The following is a 17757-nucleotide window of genomic DNA, read 5'->3' as shown; positions in this document are numbered from 1 at the left end:
CAGGTCGATAGTCAATTGAATATCTTCCTCACCTACCGAATTCTTTTTGGTTTTACCGGTTTCGTAAAACGGCAATGCCATAAAGTGGATATGATCATCCTGTAAGCCCGCATACCTTGCACCTGATATAGCTTCTGTTTTCCTGATAAAGCCTTTCACATTCCTGATCTCCTGGGTATCAATTTCGTTTGGTTGTTTGGTTGGGAAGAAGGCACGCATGTCTTCATATGATTTTTGAAGATGGGTGGTGTCTTCGCCGATGCTTTTTGTAAAGTCGATGGCAAATTCCATGTACCTTAGCACGTCATCATCCCATACCGCGGTATTTCCTGAGGTTTGGTAAGCTACGTGTACATCATGCCCCTGGTCTACCAAACGAATAAATGTACCGCCCATCGAGATCACGTCATCATCCGGGTGCGGTGAGAAAATGATTGAGCGTTTTTTAGCAGGCAGTGCCCTTTCCGGTCTTTGCGAATCATCCGCATCCGGTTTACCACCCGGCCAGCCGGTAATGGTATGCTGAATCTGGTTAAAGATATCAATGTTGATATTGTATACAGGGCCCTGCTCTACTGCAAGTTGGGCCATGCCGTGGTTATTGTAATCTTCTTCCGTTAGTTTCAGTACCGGTTTGTTAACCTCATTCGCCAACCAGATCACAGCCTTTTTCTTTAACTGGTTATCCCACACACAATCTTTCACCAGCCATGGGGTATCAAACCTGGTCAGTTCTGACGCGGCATCTGCATCCAGTACAAACTCTACATGTTGTGATAGTTGCAGGTAAGTGGCAGGTACTTCGCCCGAGATCTCCCCTTCTACCGCTTTCTTGATGATCGGCGCTTTCTTCTTATTCCAGGCCATCAATATGATTTCTCTGGCTTTGAAAATAGTACCGATACCCATCGTGATCGCTTTGGTTGGCACATTCGCCTTACCACCAAAATCTCTTGAAGCATCACTCCTGGTCAGGTCATCTAAAGTAACCATCCTGGTACCTGAGTTTGGTGCCGAACCCGGCTCGTTGAAACCGATGTGGCCTGTACGACCGATACCCAGGATCTGAAGGTCTAAGCCGCCCAGTTCTTCAATCTGCTTTTCGTAAGCCAGGCAGTAGCCTGCTACGGCTTCTTTATCCAGTGTACCATCCGGGATGTGCACATTGGCTTTATCTATATCAATATGGCTGAACAGGTTTTCGTACATGAAGGTTACATAGCTTTGTGCTGCTGTAGGCTTCATGGGGTAGTACTCATCCAGGTTGAAAGTGATCACATTCTTAAAGCTCAAGCCTGCTTCTTTGTGCTGTCTTACCAGTTCGGCATAAACCCCTATCGGGGTTACACCGGTGGCAAGCCCTAATACCGCTTTTTCGCCTTTAGCTTGTTTTGTGCGGATCAGATCTGCTATCCGGTTCGCTACCGCTACCGAGGCTTCGTGCTGGTTGCTATATACGCTTACCGGTAACTTCTCGTAACGTGTCTCTTCCAATAAATTTAATCGTGCCATGAATCTTAGGAAATGAAAATGAGGTTAGTTGTTGTAAACAAATATATCAGATATTTACATAGTGCCGTTATTATTTTAACTTTTGCGGTAGTGTTAACCCATCTAAATGGGGTTAACACGGGTTAACACATTTCAAACCTTTAAAATACAAAACATTAATAATCAATAGTTTAAATACGACCACGGGTTACACTAAACTGATATTTTCGAGCAATTAACACATCCAAACGTTTGCCCCTGTTATTGACAAAATCAAGTGCTGATGAAACCTGGCCCGTTTAACCGGCATCAGGCCATAAAACAAGTATCATTTGATACTGATAGTTTGCCAATATCATTATCTTATTTCGTTGCTATATTAACAACAAATCATCGTCACTAAAATATTAAATGCATTTGCCCCAACTTTTGCGGGTTGCCGTACAAATAGTAATTTAAGCCCATGATAGCATTGAACCATAACCTGCAGCACCTGTTTAGCATCGCTCAAAAACCATCAAAAACGGGCATCGGCCTAATGTCTGGTACCTCATTGGACGGGCTTGACATTGCCCTGTGCAAATTTACCGGTAATGGTTTAAGCACTCATTTTGAGCTGGTACAATTTATCACAATCCCCTATCCGGATGACTTTAAGCTGCAAGTTCAGCAGGTATTTGCCCGGCGTAATGCAGATCTTGAAAAGGTAACTTTACTTAACGCTTATATCGGCAGCTATCACGCCGAACTGATATTACAGGCACTTGGTCAATGGAAAATCGACCCAAAGGAGGTTGATTTTATCGCCAGTCATGGTCAAACTATTTACCATGCCCCCCAGCGTTTACATCAGCATAAAAACTACCCTAATGCCACGCTGCAAATTGGCGACGGCGATCATATCGCCGTAAAAACCGGCATACTAACCATCAGCGATTTCAGGCAAAAGCATATTGCTGCCGGAGGAGAAGGCGCTCCGCTGGCTTTATATGGTGATGTATTATTGGGCAATAAAACCGGCCAAAACCGGGTGCTGTTAAACATAGGAGGCATTGCTAATTTAACCTGGCTTCCTGGCGACGGTGATTTTAACCGCGTGCTCTGCACAGATATTGGCCCCGGCAATACACTCATCGATGCTGCCTGCCGAAAATATTTTGATAAGCCTTTTGATGAGGATTCGGTCATCGCTTACAAGGGGCGGGTAAATAAAGATCTATTAACGGCGCTCCTCTCCCATTCGTTTTTTGATGAAAAAGGCCCTAAAACCACCGGACCAGAACTGTTCAACCTTGCCATGGTTGCTGAAGCACAGCAACGGTCAGGTACCGTGAAGATTAGTGGTGAAGATCTTATTTGTACCCTAAGTGCCTTCACAGCGGCATCTATAGCCGGTTTTGTTAAGGAAAATATCGCAGGGGATCATGTTAAAATTTTTACCAGCGGCGGCGGGGCACGAAACCCATTTGTTATTGGGGAATTAAAAAAACTATTGCCCCAAGCGACAATAGAGGATAGCAGTTTACTGGGGATCAACCCCGATGCCAAAGAAGCTATATTATTTGCTTTATTAGGCAATGAAGCCTTATGCGGTGGGCCGATCAGGATCGGTGTTAACCCGGCAGTATTGATGGGGAAATTCTGCTTCCCGGTTTAACGGGAAGTTCAAATTGATTATTTCCAACGCAGAGAAACATCACATACGTCTATACATTTGCGCTGTAAACGCTCCAAATAGCTTATCGCCCCATCTGCTGCTTCACGAACCTTCTGATCCGCTGCAGCAAGGTACCCTTTCTGTTTGCCAGGAAATTTTTGATCGCCTTATAAGCCTCTTCATTCTCCTCTATGGTGTCGGGAAATTGCGTTACCTGTTTGCGTCCCATTTGCACATGGTACATATCCTCTTTATTGGAGTGTACGCCAGTACCATCATGGCCTATATTTTGAATAAGCGACTGCGACGGGTTCAATGTCAACCCGTTCTTCAAAAAAATAGAGGCATACCAGCGAATGGCCCATGAATTATTTTTACCGGCTTTAAACTGCTCTATCTGTTTCCAGAAATTCATTTTGCCTTCTATCGAAAAGCGGGCTATTTTCAGCGTATCAAACTGAGCAATCAGCTTATCAACATCGGGTTCAAAGTTTTTCCAGGCGCGGGCCCAGGTTGCCCAGCCCCAGCTGGTGGCTGCACGATAAAAGAATGTTTCGGGCAGTTTTTTGTCATGCAAATTGTACATATAGGCGCCGATATGCATTACCTGTTCCTGGTTTGCATATTTTGTTAATGCGTCATTAAAATACTGCAAAGTATATGGCGAAGATAACAGATCGTCTTCAAAAACAATCACTTTGCCATATTCATACACCAACTGTGTTACCCCGCTGATGATGGATTCGGCCAGACCGAGATTATGATTACGCAAAATAACTTTTACCGATTTAAAACCGCTTACATCTTTTACCAGTTGCCTCACCTGCTCAACCTTTGGCTTATCGGCATCAGTTTTGGCTGCATCACAAAAAATGTACAGGCGCGATTCATCGGCCAGTAAATTTTGCTGCAAATAACTGATGGTACGGCGGGTATGGTCGGGCCGGTTATAAACAAAAAGAGCTATCGGGGCAAGATTTTGCATGGTATGATTTCAGCAGATCAGGTATTGCAATTTAAACGCCTTGCATTAAGTCGGGCATTTAATTTGCAAGGCAAAATTATACCATAACCTTCCGATTGCAAACAAATAAAATAATTTGTTTTTATTCTGCCGATTTTACCGTAAATGTGGTCCGCCGGTTAAGCTGTCTGCCTGCAGGGTTATCCTTGCCATTTGGTAATTTGTTTGGGGCAACGGGCATTCTTTTCCCGTACCCGCGGGCTGTAATGCGTGCAGACTTAATACCTTGCAATAACAGGTAATCAACACAAGCCTCCGCGCGGGCCTGCGATAATTTCATGTTAGCGGCGTCGGTGCCTATCCCATCGGTATGCGAGCCAAGCTCGATCTTAATTTTAGGGTTATCGTTCATGATGGCCACCAGTTTATCCAGCGTATCAAATGATTCGGATCGGAGATGGGCGTTACCAAAATCAAAATAAATATTCTCGATAGTTATCTGAACATTGATCTTATAATTCTGCAGGCAAATTTCGGGGTTAATGAGCGTATCAATACCCGGCTTTACTATCGGTGCAGGAATAACTTTGGTAAAGTACCCCTTTTGCGAAATCTCCAGTTTATACCTTGGCAGTTTTTCCTTTACCTGGAAAACATAATCGCCTTTGGCATCGGTTACTTTAACAGCCAAACCCATTTTTACGTCCGGATCTTTAAGGATCACCCTTGCCCCTGCCATACCACCATTAGTGCGGCAATCAATTACACGGCCACTGATATATAAAAACTTATACTGCCCGGTAAACAGGCTTAAGCAGCAGTCAGAGCCGCGTGCCGAACTCAGGTAGAATTTATTTGGATTGGTTGGATCAAGGCTGTAGTACAAGTCGTCTTTAGATGAGTTAACCGGGTAACCTAAATTAACCGGGGCCGACCAACGACCAAAATCTCCTTCGCTGCGGTAAACATCAAAGCCGCCCATACCGGTAAAACCATTCGAGCTAAAAAACAACACTTTATCGGCCTGGTCATAATATGGCGACTGTTCATCATATGCTGTGTTTACCGCATCGCCCAGGTTACTTACAGTTTTCGGCTGCCCGGCATCATCAAGGTTACTTTCCCAAATGTCGTCACCGCCTTCACCGCCGGGCCTGTCGGATGAGAAAAACAATCGCCGGCCATCAGCGCTAACAAAAGGGTGTTTGGAATTATAGCCTTCGGCATTAACAGTATTATTCAGCCTTACCGGCTGCTGCCATATGCTGTTTACCAGTTGACTAAAATAAATGGCAGATACTGTTTTCCCGTTCTTTTTATACCAGCGGGTAAGGTACATCCTGGTGCCGGTACCATCAAGCGCAGGTGTAGCATATTCAATTTGCCCCTCTTTATCAAACGCGTTAAAGTTTGTGGCAAGCGCTTTAGTTGAATCGAGGATGGCCGAACTATAAACCCTGTTGGTATAAAACTTATCCTTATCAACCAGGCGTGATGAGGTAAACCAATACCTGCCCAGGTTAACGGTAAGGGCGTAGTCGCCCTGGTCTTTATTTAAGAACACTAAAGCCGATACATCAACGGCGCGCGGGTGTCCCAATTGCTTCAAGGCATATTCGCACGAGATTATTTCTTTTTTAGCGAGAGCGGCATACTGCGGATCGGGAGCGTTGTCTGCAAACTGCTTTAACTGGACCAAAGCTTCATTATACTTCCCGTTTGCCTGCAGGCAGATGCCGTACCAAAGCGGTACTAACGGATATTGGGCAGTTGGTGCTTCCTTAGCCAATTGGGCATACCAAATGGTAGCATCAGTATAATCTTTATACAGGCGGTATGATTCGGCCAGGCGATAAATGATGTATTGATTAGACTCAGCCTTTTTTGAATTGATTTTTTTTACTGCTGATGAACGCGGCAGATTGCTTTTTGGCTCATCGGTTGTACCATCGGCAATATGCTTGTAATAATAGGCGGCAGTATAGTACTCATGCCTGTTAAAGGCAGTGTCGGCCAGTGCCCTGTAGTTTTTCGCCTGTCCAAATGAAACCAACGGAAAAAACAATAGTAAGAAATAGGGTAATAGTTTTTTCATATTATATCCTTGGGCAAATTGGGGCCGGGGAATCAGTGTAGCGACTAAATATATAGCTTATTGATAGTTCAAAACCGCCGCGGCCTGATGTAACCGCGCGAAGCCCTGAAGTATTAAAATCATAACTGGCACCAATCACCATCCTGCGGATATGGTAACCAACGTTGGCAATTGCAGCATCCTGTACCCGGACCATACCACCGAGTACCAGGCCGTTATCATCGGCAAACTTAAGTTCAGAATATAGTCCGAAAGCTTTGATCTCGCCTTTGCCTTGTTTAACGTAAACTGCGTTCGGGATCAGGTCAAAAAAATCAGACGCTTTTATACGGACACCGCCATGCGCAGTAAACCGCATAGGCAATTTGCTGGCTATACCACCCGCGGCAAATGGATCTGTTACATCATTGATATGGTTAATACTAAGTCCGCCAAACAAATTGGCTTTATTCATTGGGTCGGCGTTATAGCAATAGATACCTGCGCCTGCATCAAATACCGTTTTTGATGAATAACCAAAATTTTCGAAATTGGGCAATGTAGGGTCGAAGCCGCTGTTCGGGTCGTACTGGTTATCAGACTGGAGCTTACCCGGATCAAAACTACGGCTGATAACACCCGCCTGCAAACCGAAATGCAGCCGCTGATTACCATCACCTGACAGCGTTATGCCATAACCGAATGAACCATAAGCTGTAAAGTAATTGTACCCGGCAGTGCCTGCTTTTTGATCAAGGATATTAAGGCCGATGCCCACTTTATCGGTTGGCTTGAAATCGGCCGATACACCTGCTGTGCGGTAGCCATTGTTGATGTTTGCCCACTGGTCCCTGTAGTTGGCAGATAAGCGCGTATCGCCGTCAAAAACGCCCGTAAGCGCAGGGTTGAGCCAAAGCGGGTAAGCGTAATACTGTGAAAAATGCGGATCAACCTGCGCCTTCACCGTTCCCGCAACTGCAAACTGCAGCGCTATTGTAATAATGAGTAGTAGTTTCTTCATCTTAATAGCGTAATTGTTCCTTTTTTATTCAATTCCGCCCCGTTATTCATTGCCGCTTTTAAATAGTATACGTATACACCCACGGGCATCAATGAGCCTTTATAATAACCATCCCATCCTTTGTTAACATCGGTTGATGTAAAAACCAATTGTCCCCATTGGTCATACACATTAAAGGAAAGTGTTTTTATATTTTTTCCATGTGCATAAATAATATCGTTATTTCCGTCGCCATTGGGGGTAAAGTTGTTGGCTACATATATTACATTGTTATTATCGATGGTGGCGGCGGTAACCGCGACCGAAGCCCCGCTAAGCGTACATGACGATGCTCCCAAAGCCTTCACTGTGATGGTCACTGATTCGTTTAAGCCAAGGCCGCTCACTTTATGCGTTAAACCGTTACTGCCCGAACTTGGCGCGGTATAGGTTAAACCATTGTTGGTACTTACCAGGTAACTGGTAGCGCCACTTACCGCGCTCCACTCAAAAGCTACGCTCGATGAGGTAACTTCGCCAACCGTTACCACCGGCGCATCAAGCGGCTTGGTCATCTGTACCTGCACTGTAACTCTTCCGCTGCTGTTGCACCCGGTGTTGTTGGTCGCTTCCAGATAATAATTTTTTGCCGATGTTAAGTTAGCCGTAACATATGTATTGCCCTGAGCAAGCAGGTTTCCACCGGTCGGTGCATCATACCAGGAAATAACTGCCCCGCCTGATGCGGACGCGGTTAATGTGGCACTGGTGCCCGGGCAAACAGAAGTTCCCGAACTGCTTACTGTAACCACCGGCAACGGAATGATAGCTACACTAACCGTCCCCCGGGCCGAAGAACCGCACCCTGCAGCGTTAACAGCCTGTACATAATAGGTTGTTGCCGCTGTTACGTTGCTAATTGTATAACTGGTTCCGGTATGTAAAATGTTAGCATCGGTGGCGCTGCCGTACCAGTTATAAACAATACCGCTTTGCGCGTTTTGTATGGTAATTGTTGTTGCGGAGCCGGAGCAAACGCTAACGGTGCTTTGTGTAAATTGCGGCACCGCCGGCAATGGCGAAACAGTTACCTGTATTGTTGTTAAAGGACTGCTGCAGGCGCTGTTAGATGCCTCAACATAATAACTTTTGCCTGCGTTTAAAACGGGTGTTTTGTAGGTAGTACCCGTGGCAAGTATTGTAGTTTTAGCAGGCGAATCATACCAGTTGTAAGTTAACCCGGCCTGCGGCGAACTAATCGTTAACGTGGCTGCGGTTCCCTGGCAAATGGTTAGGCCCGATGCTACGGGCGACGGTGCAGGCGGAGGTGTTAAAACCTGAACACTGATCACATTACTTACCATTGGGGTTGTACAGGTACCTGATGATACTATACGGCGGTAGTAAGCGCCCTTGCTTAATACCGGCGGGTCATAGCTTTTTGATGTGGCCCCGGCAATATTAGCAAAGGTTATATTATCGGCAGATGACTGCCATTGGTATGAAAAAGTACCGTCACCACCGGCAGGCGTGCTGCCCGTAATTGCCGAAGGGTTACCGGTTACACAAAAATCAGTAACTGTGGGGGCTGTGATCTGATTATTGGTTACCGCTATCACGGGCTTAACAGTTAAACTTATCTTTCCGCGTGATGTAGAACTGCAACCTGTTGAACTAAGTCCCTCTACATAATAAGTTATCGCTGATGTTACATTTTGCAATACGAAAGTACTGCCGGTATGCAAAATATTGGCATCAGTTGCAGTACTATACCAGTTATAAATAACACCGCTTTGCGAATTTTGTACACTGAGTGTTACTGTTGAGCCCATACAGGCAGTAACCGTTGTTTGAGAAAACTGAGGCACAGCAGGCGCCAGGGTAACCTTTACCTGTATTGTTGCTAACTGGCTGCCGCAAGTGCCGTTTGATGCTTCGACATAATAATTTTTTCCTGCGTTTAAAACAGGAGTAGTGTATGAGGTACCTGTAGCAAGCACCGTGATTTTAGTCGACGAATCATACCAGTTATACGTAAACCCGGCCTGCGGTGAGGCAACTGTCAATGTAGCCGGGGTTCCCTGGCAAATGGTTATTGTTGACGCTGCAGGTGATGGAGGTGGTGGTGGCGTTGAAACCTTAAGGAGCACCACATTACTAAGCGCCGGAGTTGTACATGCCCCGGACGAAACCATACGGCGATAATAAGTATCATTGTTTAGCACCGGCGGGTCATAGTTTTTTGATACAGCACCCGAAATATCATTAAATGTTGCGTTATCTGTGGATGATTGCCATTGATATGAAAAAGTACCATCGCCCCCCCCGGGCGCACTGCCTGTAATAGCTGTTGGATTGCCTGTTGAACAAAATTGGGTAACAGCCGGCGCTACTATCGTATTGTTGTTTACCGCTGCTATCGGCCTTACGGTAACATCATAATAAGAATCATAATCTACTACGCCGGCGATAGAGATCTTGCGGCGAAGGCTGTATACAATACTCGAAGCAGATGTATTTGTTAACGAAGATGTGATATAATCTTTTTGAGTATTTGCCGACGGCGCATTTACCCAGTTCCCGTTGTTATTTATTTGCCATAGATAACTGTCGGGCACTGTGTTTTTTATATCGCCGTTAAGTACAGCTGCAGCAGCGGAGCAAATGGTAATTGCCTGCAGGGGGGCAACCGTAATATGGTATGTAGTAAACCGTGGTTCAACAGACCGCGGCTCCGTGTTAACAGTCAATGGGTTTTCAAATGCCCGGCTAAAACCAGCGGACGGGAGAAAAAACAGGCAAAATATTGCCCATAATACTATTTTATATAGAAGTGCAGGTTTAGGGTGCATAGCTTAAATTAACGGATAATGATAATAATTATCTTTCATATTACTAAACTTTCAAAATATTTAATCACTAATCAAACGGTTTCAACGCCAACCAGCGTTAAGTTGACCCAATCAGTTATGTTAATTAATTATTTTATTGTTAATCCAGGTTTATTAATAACGTTATATTACAACGGTATCCTAAGCCCTTCTACGATATAATTAATTATAATGTTCACATTATCAAAAAATTTCAAACTAAGCTTTACTGCAATTGAAGCTGTTACAAATTTTACCTTTTAAAGGTGAGTGCAAACCCGTACCGGTTGAGTGCATGATGTAAAAAACCATGAGTTATCGATAATTCAATTTACATGAAGTACATTCAATAAGGGACTGATGAAGGGCAACCTGCGCCGGTAGCGGTTTTATTTAATTAACCATAAACGGTAAATGCGGCCCGGCTAATAACATAAACGGCAATATTATTGTGAACGCGGCGGCAATAAAACTATATAAAGGCCTGGAATACTATAGCAATTAATACAACTTAACTCATACCTTTTTCAGGATGCGATCAAATACTATATTAATATCTTCTGAAATTTTTAAAATATATGCCAAAAACACGTAAACCATGCCCACGATAACCGATCTGTAAATCATATCTGCAAATAGATTCTTTAACGAGGGAAGATAAAGCCCGATAAGCAGGCAAACCGTAAAGATCAGTAATATATATACGTGTGCCATTGCGAGAGGCTGCAGGTTAAACTTAATTTTAACAAACAGCCAATAAGCAAAGTTTAGTACAAACATGGTGATCAGGTATGATAAGGCAGCTCCCATCATACCTAACATAGGTATCAGAACCAAATTTGACAGCACACAAAAAACCACCCCCGAAACAATAAAAACAGTGGTAAGCTTGTAATATTTAGATACATTCATGATGTAGCCATTTAACCCTCCTGTCATATCAACCAGAAAGGCCACGCCCACTATAATAAATACATTGAAATAATTGGCGTACTCAGGTTTATGTAACAACATTATAATAAACGACCTGTTAATAACCAAGCCTATGAAAAGCAGGCAGCCGATAAGCATTTGTACTACTGATGTTTTGTAATAAATTTTACCAATCTTGGCCAAATCATTAGTAACCCATGACTGGGCTATGATCTGCAGTGAGGTGCGGCTCAATGCCTTGGCCGGTAAACTTATCACTACCGCAATGGCGAAAAACGTACCATAAATACCTACATAACTAAATGACTCTTTGGTAAGCATGCTCAGCATCAGGGTATCAAGGTTCTGGATCATTACAAAGGAGCTGCCACTTAATACCGTAAAAATGCCATAGCTCAAAAACGTTTTTCTTTCGCTTAGCAGCTGAGCACCAACAGTCGAAAACTTAAAGTGCCGGCCTTTGCTAATATAGGCAAGCAACACCAATACAGCCACCAGGTTAGCTGTTATATATATCATCAAAAAAACATGATAATCAACCAGCTTAATGGCTATGAGCAAAACGCCCGCGGTTGTGAACAAACGTAACCCTACTTCGCGCAAAAAGGAAGAAAGTACATTTTTAAATACCGTAAGCGCCAGGTTTTCCAGAACAGAAAATACCAGCGTAAAAAATGACAAAGGAATAAGGTAATAGAAATACCTGATTAGTAGCGGAGCTCCATTCTTATTCTTATAGTAACTAATAATAAAATCCTTAAAAACTACAAAAAGCACCGTGAAGATCGCAAAACCTATCAGGCTCCAAACAGTAACAAAAGATGCGAAACCGCCATGTTTTTTATCGTCGCTGCGATAGTAAGGGAAATATTTAAGAATGATATTACCAATACCTAATCCTGCAAACTGTGCATAAAGCAGCGATATAGTCCCCATTAAAATAAAAAAACCGATCTCTTCTGTGGTAAGGATCCGCTGAAAAAGAATGATAAGGTTAAAGAAACCTAAAGCAACTCCCGCATACAATATGAGGCTGTTAAAAAATCCCTGTTTTTGTAATAGGTTCATTTAATTTTGTTATTGCTGATGCTGCTTTGGATAATATGATCAAGCAAAGCGATGCGCATGTGAATATCATAATTATTAATCATGTGGTTCCGCGCCGCTTTACCCATTTGCACGGATAATTCAACCGATTCCGCAAGGATGCTCATTCTTTCGGCCATTCCGGCTATATTGTATTCATCAACCAAAAAGCCTGTCTCGCCATCAATAACAGCTTCCTTGATTCCCGAATGGCGGGTTGAAACTACCGGCAAACCTGATGATGATGCTTCGAGCACGGTAACCGGGGTACCTTCTTTGTCGCCATTGGCCGCTGTAACCGAGTGTTGTACAAATGCCCGCATGGTTTTCATTAACGTGCGTATTTCTTCAGGCTTTAATACCCCGGTAAGCGTAACCTGCTCATTAAGCCCAAGGTTGGCAATCAGCTCCCGGGTTTCATCAAACAGCGGTCCGCCCCCAACCATCCACAGCCTGGCATCGGGGTGTTTTTCCTGTAAAATTTTAAAGGCCTTAACTAAGGATTGAGGAGATTTTTTTTCAACAAAACGCCCTACGAATAAAAAATCTTTAGCGGAGGCTGATGTATCAAGTAAAGGGAAAGCAGCAGTATCCACTCCACATGAAGCGGTAAACACTTTATCGGCAGGAGCCCCCATTTCTTTCAAAGTAGCAGCCATATCTACCGATACAGCAATAAAGGCACTCGCGTACTTAAATGCATCCTGGTAAAGTTCGGCATACTCAGCAACTGTATCGCGATGATAAACATCGGCTCCATGAAAATGAATAATCAGGAGAACTCCGGCTAATTTACAAGCTTCAGTAACAGATGCGCCAACCATGCCATATTCAGCAAATACAGCATCTATTTTATGCTCTTTTAAATATTTATACAAGGCGCAGGTACGTACCTTGATATTTTTCCTCTTAAAGATTCTTTTTTGGATGAGATAACTCAGCAAGCCCAGTTTTGAGCGGATCAGGGTTTTACCTTCATGATCATAAACAGGAAAGGCGCCGCCGTATAAAACTTTTTTATTACCAGCCAGGCCATCAATATGCGCTTGTATGAAGGTCTCGGAAAAAGCAGACTTATTGGGCTTTATGATGCATAAATTATACGCCTGGCTCATTTCAACCTAACTTTTTACGGACATAATACCGGCGGAAGAAACTGCCCATTTTATACATCGCCTTATTAAAGATCCTTCGGCTGCGTTGTGACGCGGTTACCGGTTTTGGATGAAAGAACGCGGCTTCGAAATCGTCATTTTTTTCCAATACGATGTGTGCATAGTCGCCTACGTTCCACACGTTTTTGAGTTCGTACAGGATTACCTCAGTACCAGTATCTGCAGCCAATTTACCAATAACCTCAAAAGATATATGCTCATCAACAGGCTGCATGGTTTCGGGCTTATTAACTAACGACCATTTTAAGTTAGCCGGTGTAGGGACCGTTAAAACAATGCGGCCTTTATTGCGCAATATTTTTGCAAGCGCGGCATGAACAGCAGGCCTGTCTGTAACAGCTATATGTTCATACACATCCATAAAAACAATCAGATCAAACTGCTCATTAAAGGTATCGGGGGTAAGGATGCTTTCCTTAAAATTGAGCTTGCTGTCGCCAAAAAGCTTTTGAGCAATCTGGATAGACATCGTGCTGATATCAATTCCAGTAATAACGGCATCGGGCCAGTATTTACGCATCCGCGAACATATATTGCCCATACCACAACCTACTTCCAAAATGCGGACCGGTGCTGAAGGCGTAAAACGCCTAATAGTTTCCCACCCAAACTCAATACGAGGGTTCACTACTATGTAATCATTAAGCTTGTTTTTGACGTGCTCATCATAATAAGACACAACGTTTTCGCGGTTCGGATTTTCAGTCATTACAGAGGATATAAAGCTATGCTTTGCAGGTACAAAGTTAATAAATAATATTAAAGGGGGTTTTGGGCAACAATTATACAGATAGCGCAGCCACGCTGTACCTGCGTTTTATCTTAACAAAGGTGTATAATCGGTCGTAGCATTTCATGCGGCTAAATTAACAGTTTTATTGTAGTTTTTCACGAGTAGGCTTTAAAGTGAAACAGGTTCTTCCAAAAGGAAAAACCTGTTTCACTTTATTAATATGGTCGGAATTAATGTATTGCAGTATACAGTTTTTTAATTTCTTTATCCGAAAGCACCCTGTCATACAAACGCATATCGTCCAAAGCGCCTTTCAGGAAGTATCCGGGAGAGGGTACATCAGGATTATCTTTACCAATGTAAGCGTCTGCGGCTATCGTGATATTTGGAGAAGCAAACCCGTCAAATGTACTATCTTTTACACCATCAATATAAAGCGATAGGGTGTGAGTAGTATAATTATACACAGAGGTTACCATATGCCAGTTATTCAAAGCAACAGCTCCACTGGTAAGTATTGTTAAAGGACTGGCTCCTTCGTTAAAGGTAACCAATCCCAAACCACCCTGCCCGGTAGATACAAAGTCATACCCGGAGATAGAAAGATTCCATCCATTACCTAACCCTGGCAATCTTTTAGCTATTATCTGTGAAGCAAATGAATTATTATATGCATCAAGCTTCACCCAGGTAGTAATTGTAAAATCTGTATGAGATAGCCTGAGTGTTTGTTTGTCTTTGACAACGATGTAGCTATTAAATCCATTAAAATAGTAAGCACTATTAGCATTCCCAAATCTATCAGCAACCTGTGTTAAATTATATCCGGAGCCATTGTTACCGTTGCCAGACACGTCAGATGTATTGGCGCCAAAAGGATAATAAGCTATAAGGCCAACCTTAAGGCTGTCTTTAACGGTTACGATACAGCTTATTGATTTTGTTTTTTCAGCATTGCTCACCGAAACTTTTGCATTTCCTTCACCTTTGGCTTCGATACGGCCTAATTTGCTAACAGTTATAATTGAGGTATCTGATGACAACCAAACCAGCTTCGTTGTGTCAAAATTTATAGGCCGAACCTTTACGTCTAATTGTACTGCCTGCCCGGTATACATGGTAAGCGTATCCCGCAATGAAATTTCACTAAGAGTTTTTGTACTGTCGGTTACCGGTTTAGGTTGGTCTGCAATTTTGGTACAGGACGTGTGTGCAAATGCATATAATGCTACCAGCAACGACAAAGGATAAAATTTCTTCATATGATAAGGTCATGGTTGTTAGCTGCAAATATAATAAGTTCATCTCAGTTACAAAAATTCCCACTGTCACCTCATCGCATTTTATAATAAATTAGTGTTAAAGTCGCATATTTTGCCGAAATTAATTATCCTTTATAATGGTTTTCATTGCTGCCTTTTTCTTAGCAGCTGTTTTTGTAGTCACCAGCACAACACCATTTACGGCCCTCTCGCCGTAAATAGCCACAGTATTTTTATCTTTTAACACACTTATCTGTTCGATATCGTTCGAATTAATTTTACTTAACGATGTACCCTGGGCCAGGGCTACCCCATCGATAATAATCAAGGGCGCTAATTTGCTATTATACCCGTCTCCAATAATGATATGAGATTTCGTAGTATCAGTAACCACTCTACCTTCGTAAATAACCTGATTGCCCCCGGATGGATTTTCAACTGCACCAGTTTTATTTTCCCCCGCTTTTGCAGGCTTATCACCCGCCAGTGTAAAGCTTATCGGTACTGAGTACTGCACTTTTACCGGTTTTCCGTTTTGGATTCCCGGTTTCCAGGCCGGCGATATACTAAGCACTCTTAAAGCTTCCTCGTCGCAACCTGAGCCTATCCCTCTTACAACCTTCATGTTTGATAACGACCCATCTTTTTCAACAACAAAAGTTATGATCACCCGGCCTTGAACATTATTATCACGGGCGGCTTTGGGATACCTCAGGTTAGTCATCAGGAACTTTCCAAACGCTTCCAACCCACCCTTAAACTCAGGCACCTGCTCAACTGATGTAAATACCGGATCAGAACCTGATTGAGCCGAAGCTATTGAGAATGTTACTGGTGCAGTAGTCTTTGTAGTGTCATCGCTGGGAGCAAGCGTAAAACTGATAGGCACTGAATATTGAGTCCTTACCGTACGATTTCCCTGCATACCGGGCTTCCAGTTAGGCGATAGTTTTATCACCCTTAATGCTTCGTTATTCAGATCATCCGTAATACCCTTTACAATCCTTTCATTTGAAAGCGAGCCGTCCCTTTCAACAACAAAAGTGATGATCACCCTTCCCTGGATCTTTTGTTCTCGGGCTGTTGCAGGGTATTTTATATTGGTAGATAAAAATTTACCAAAAGCCCCCAGCCCGCCCGGAAACTCGGGCAAACGGGCAACCGCAGTATATACCGGTGAGGTATCAGCTGCTACAACCGGCCTTTCAAGTTTAAGAGGCTCATCAATAGTAATCTCCGCCACTTTACTGGCCGGCGTCGAGAAAACTTTATCGGCCTTAGTGTTGATGACCGTAATGGTATCACTATTATTAATTGTAGCTGATGACAGTACCATCATCAAAATAAACAGAGGGGCCGACAGTCCGTATTTAATAAGCGTTATGCGGTGCGATTTATTTTTTTGCAACATGATAATACGTTCTTTCAACAAACTTTTGTTAAAAAATGAATTAACCAAGTTGTGTGAAGGCGTATTAAATGTTTGGCTTAAAAGCAGCATGGCATAATCGGCCTTATCAGTACCGGCTTCAACAGCATGCCTGTCGGCTATAAATTCGTGAATATGCTTGATCGCCCGACGATAGAAATAAACAATCGGGTTAAACCAGTTAATGATCATCACCAGTTCAACCAGCAACACATCGGCCGAATGCCATTGTTTGGCATGTACATCCTCATGCGTGGCAATTGCTTCATTGGCCTCCCCATCGGCATTTAATTTCACGGTTTTGAAAAAGGAATAGGATACCTGTGATTGCGGCTGACTAATCACCTTTTTTAGCTTAAACAACTGCCAGATCAATCTGAGCGATAAAAAAACGATACCCGCCGCATATATAATAAACAACACCTCCCCTATACTAATAGGCGATTTTTCAATAGGTTTAAAGTGATAAACCAATACCGGGCTACTGTACAGGGTATACTTTACCTGCTGGGTAATAAATAGATTTTGCACCCAATCGGCCTGGATAACGGGTATCATAAATGATAGTAAAGCGGCACTTACCAGGTAAAGCCTGTTAAGCTGAAAAAAGGTTTCTTTACGAAGCAAAAGCACATAAAACCCGTAAAACAGCAACAGGTATATGTTTACCAGTAATAAATATTGCCACCAGTTCATAATTACTTTTCTTTTAGTTTTTCAATCAGTTTCATGATCTCATCGGCCTCTTTCAGGTCGATCTTTTCTTTCTTTACAAAAAATGAAAGCATACGGTTAACAGAGTTGTCAAAATAACCGCTCAGTAATTTGTCGGCAGCAAAATTCTGGTATTGCTCCTTGCTGATTACCGGGTGATACTCATGACTTTTACCAAACGCTTCATGCCCAACAAAACCTTTTGTTTCCAGGATCCGGATAATTGTCGATACCGTATTGTAAGCTGGCTTGGGCTCAGGTAACTGTTCGATAACGTCTTTAACATACCCTTTTTTTAACTGCCAAAGCACTTGCATAATCTGTTCTTCGGCGCGGGTTAACTCTTTAATTTCCATGTGCGTACTTTAA

The 17757-nt window shown here is 43.1% G+C and carries 12 protein-coding genes; 1 reads left to right on the top strand and 11 read right to left on the bottom strand.

What is annotated here, in order from left to right; translation table 11 throughout:
• Window positions 1-1512, bottom strand: a 1512-nt coding sequence (nagB, locus tag BLP33_RS25970) for a glucosamine-6-phosphate deaminase (RefSeq protein WP_090534704.1), incomplete at its 3' end; no start/stop codon positions are given.
• A 442-nt stretch (window positions 1513-1954) separates the two neighbouring features.
• On the opposite strand from nagB, the gene BLP33_RS25965 reads away from it, so the two are divergent.
• Window positions 1955-3148 carry an anhydro-N-acetylmuramic acid kinase gene (locus BLP33_RS25965; RefSeq protein ID WP_254780274.1) on the top strand — a complete coding sequence of 398 codons (1194 nt, stop codon included), beginning with the start codon at window positions 1955-1957 and terminating at the stop codon, window positions 3146-3148.
• Between the two features lie 82 nt (window positions 3149-3230).
• Here the strand turns inward: BLP33_RS25965 and BLP33_RS25960 are convergent, their stop codons facing one another.
• The 10 genes from BLP33_RS25960 to BLP33_RS25915 all read right to left on the bottom strand — a co-directional run bounded on the left by BLP33_RS25960 (window position 3231) and on the right by BLP33_RS25915 (window position 17744).
• Window positions 3231-4133: a glycosyltransferase family protein gene (locus tag BLP33_RS25960; protein ID WP_090534702.1), complete on the bottom strand. Its 903-nt coding sequence runs from the start codon at window positions 4131-4133 to the stop codon at window positions 3231-3233.
• A 121-nt stretch (window positions 4134-4254) separates the two neighbouring features.
• Window positions 4255-6207, bottom strand: a complete 1953-nt coding sequence (locus BLP33_RS25955; protein ID WP_090534700.1) for an OmpA family protein — start codon at window positions 6205-6207, stop codon at window positions 4255-4257.
• A 1-nt stretch (window position 6208) separates the two neighbouring features.
• On the bottom strand, window positions 6209-7207 hold the full coding sequence (locus BLP33_RS25950) for a PorP/SprF family type IX secretion system membrane protein (RefSeq protein WP_090534698.1): 999 nt from the start codon (window positions 7205-7207) through the stop codon (window positions 6209-6211).
• Window positions 7204-9936, bottom strand: coding sequence for a gliding motility-associated C-terminal domain-containing protein (locus tag BLP33_RS25945; protein WP_175490125.1), 2733 nt, complete (start codon window positions 9934-9936; stop codon window positions 7204-7206). The genes BLP33_RS25950 and BLP33_RS25945 overlap by 4 nt, the downstream gene beginning before the upstream one ends.
• Before the next feature lie 636 nt (window positions 9937-10572).
• On the bottom strand, window positions 10573-12057 hold the full coding sequence (locus tag BLP33_RS25940) for an oligosaccharide flippase family protein (RefSeq protein ID WP_090534694.1): 1485 nt from the start codon (window positions 12055-12057) through the stop codon (window positions 10573-10575).
• The gene (locus BLP33_RS25935; RefSeq protein ID WP_090534692.1) at window positions 12054-13190 is read right to left on the bottom strand and encodes a glycosyltransferase; all 1137 of its coding nucleotides are present in this window, start codon (window positions 13188-13190) and stop codon (window positions 12054-12056) included. The genes BLP33_RS25940 and BLP33_RS25935 overlap by 4 nt, the downstream gene beginning before the upstream one ends.
• 1 nt (window position 13191) lies before the next feature.
• Window positions 13192-13959, bottom strand: coding sequence for a class I SAM-dependent methyltransferase (locus tag BLP33_RS25930; RefSeq protein WP_090534691.1), 768 nt, complete (start codon window positions 13957-13959; stop codon window positions 13192-13194).
• A gap of 254 nt (window positions 13960-14213) precedes the next feature.
• Entirely contained in the window at window positions 14214-15245 is a 1032-nt protein-coding gene (locus BLP33_RS25925; RefSeq protein ID WP_090534689.1) for a LamG-like jellyroll fold domain-containing protein, read from the bottom strand.
• A 121-nt stretch (window positions 15246-15366) separates the two neighbouring features.
• Complete coding sequence (locus BLP33_RS25920; protein WP_090534687.1) at window positions 15367-17370, bottom strand: M56 family metallopeptidase; 2004 nt, start codon at window positions 17368-17370, stop codon at window positions 15367-15369.
• Window positions 17371-17372: 2 nt separating this feature from the next.
• Complete coding sequence (locus tag BLP33_RS25915; RefSeq protein WP_090534685.1) at window positions 17373-17744, bottom strand: BlaI/MecI/CopY family transcriptional regulator; 372 nt, start codon at window positions 17742-17744, stop codon at window positions 17373-17375.
• Window positions 17745-17757: the final 13 nt, after the last annotated feature.

The organism is Mucilaginibacter sp. NFR10, assembly GCF_900100445.1.
Lineage (GTDB): Bacteria > Bacteroidota > Bacteroidia > Sphingobacteriales > Sphingobacteriaceae > Mucilaginibacter > Mucilaginibacter rubeus.
Note: the sequence above shows the minus strand (reverse complement) of the source record. Positions and strands in the feature narration are given on the sequence as shown.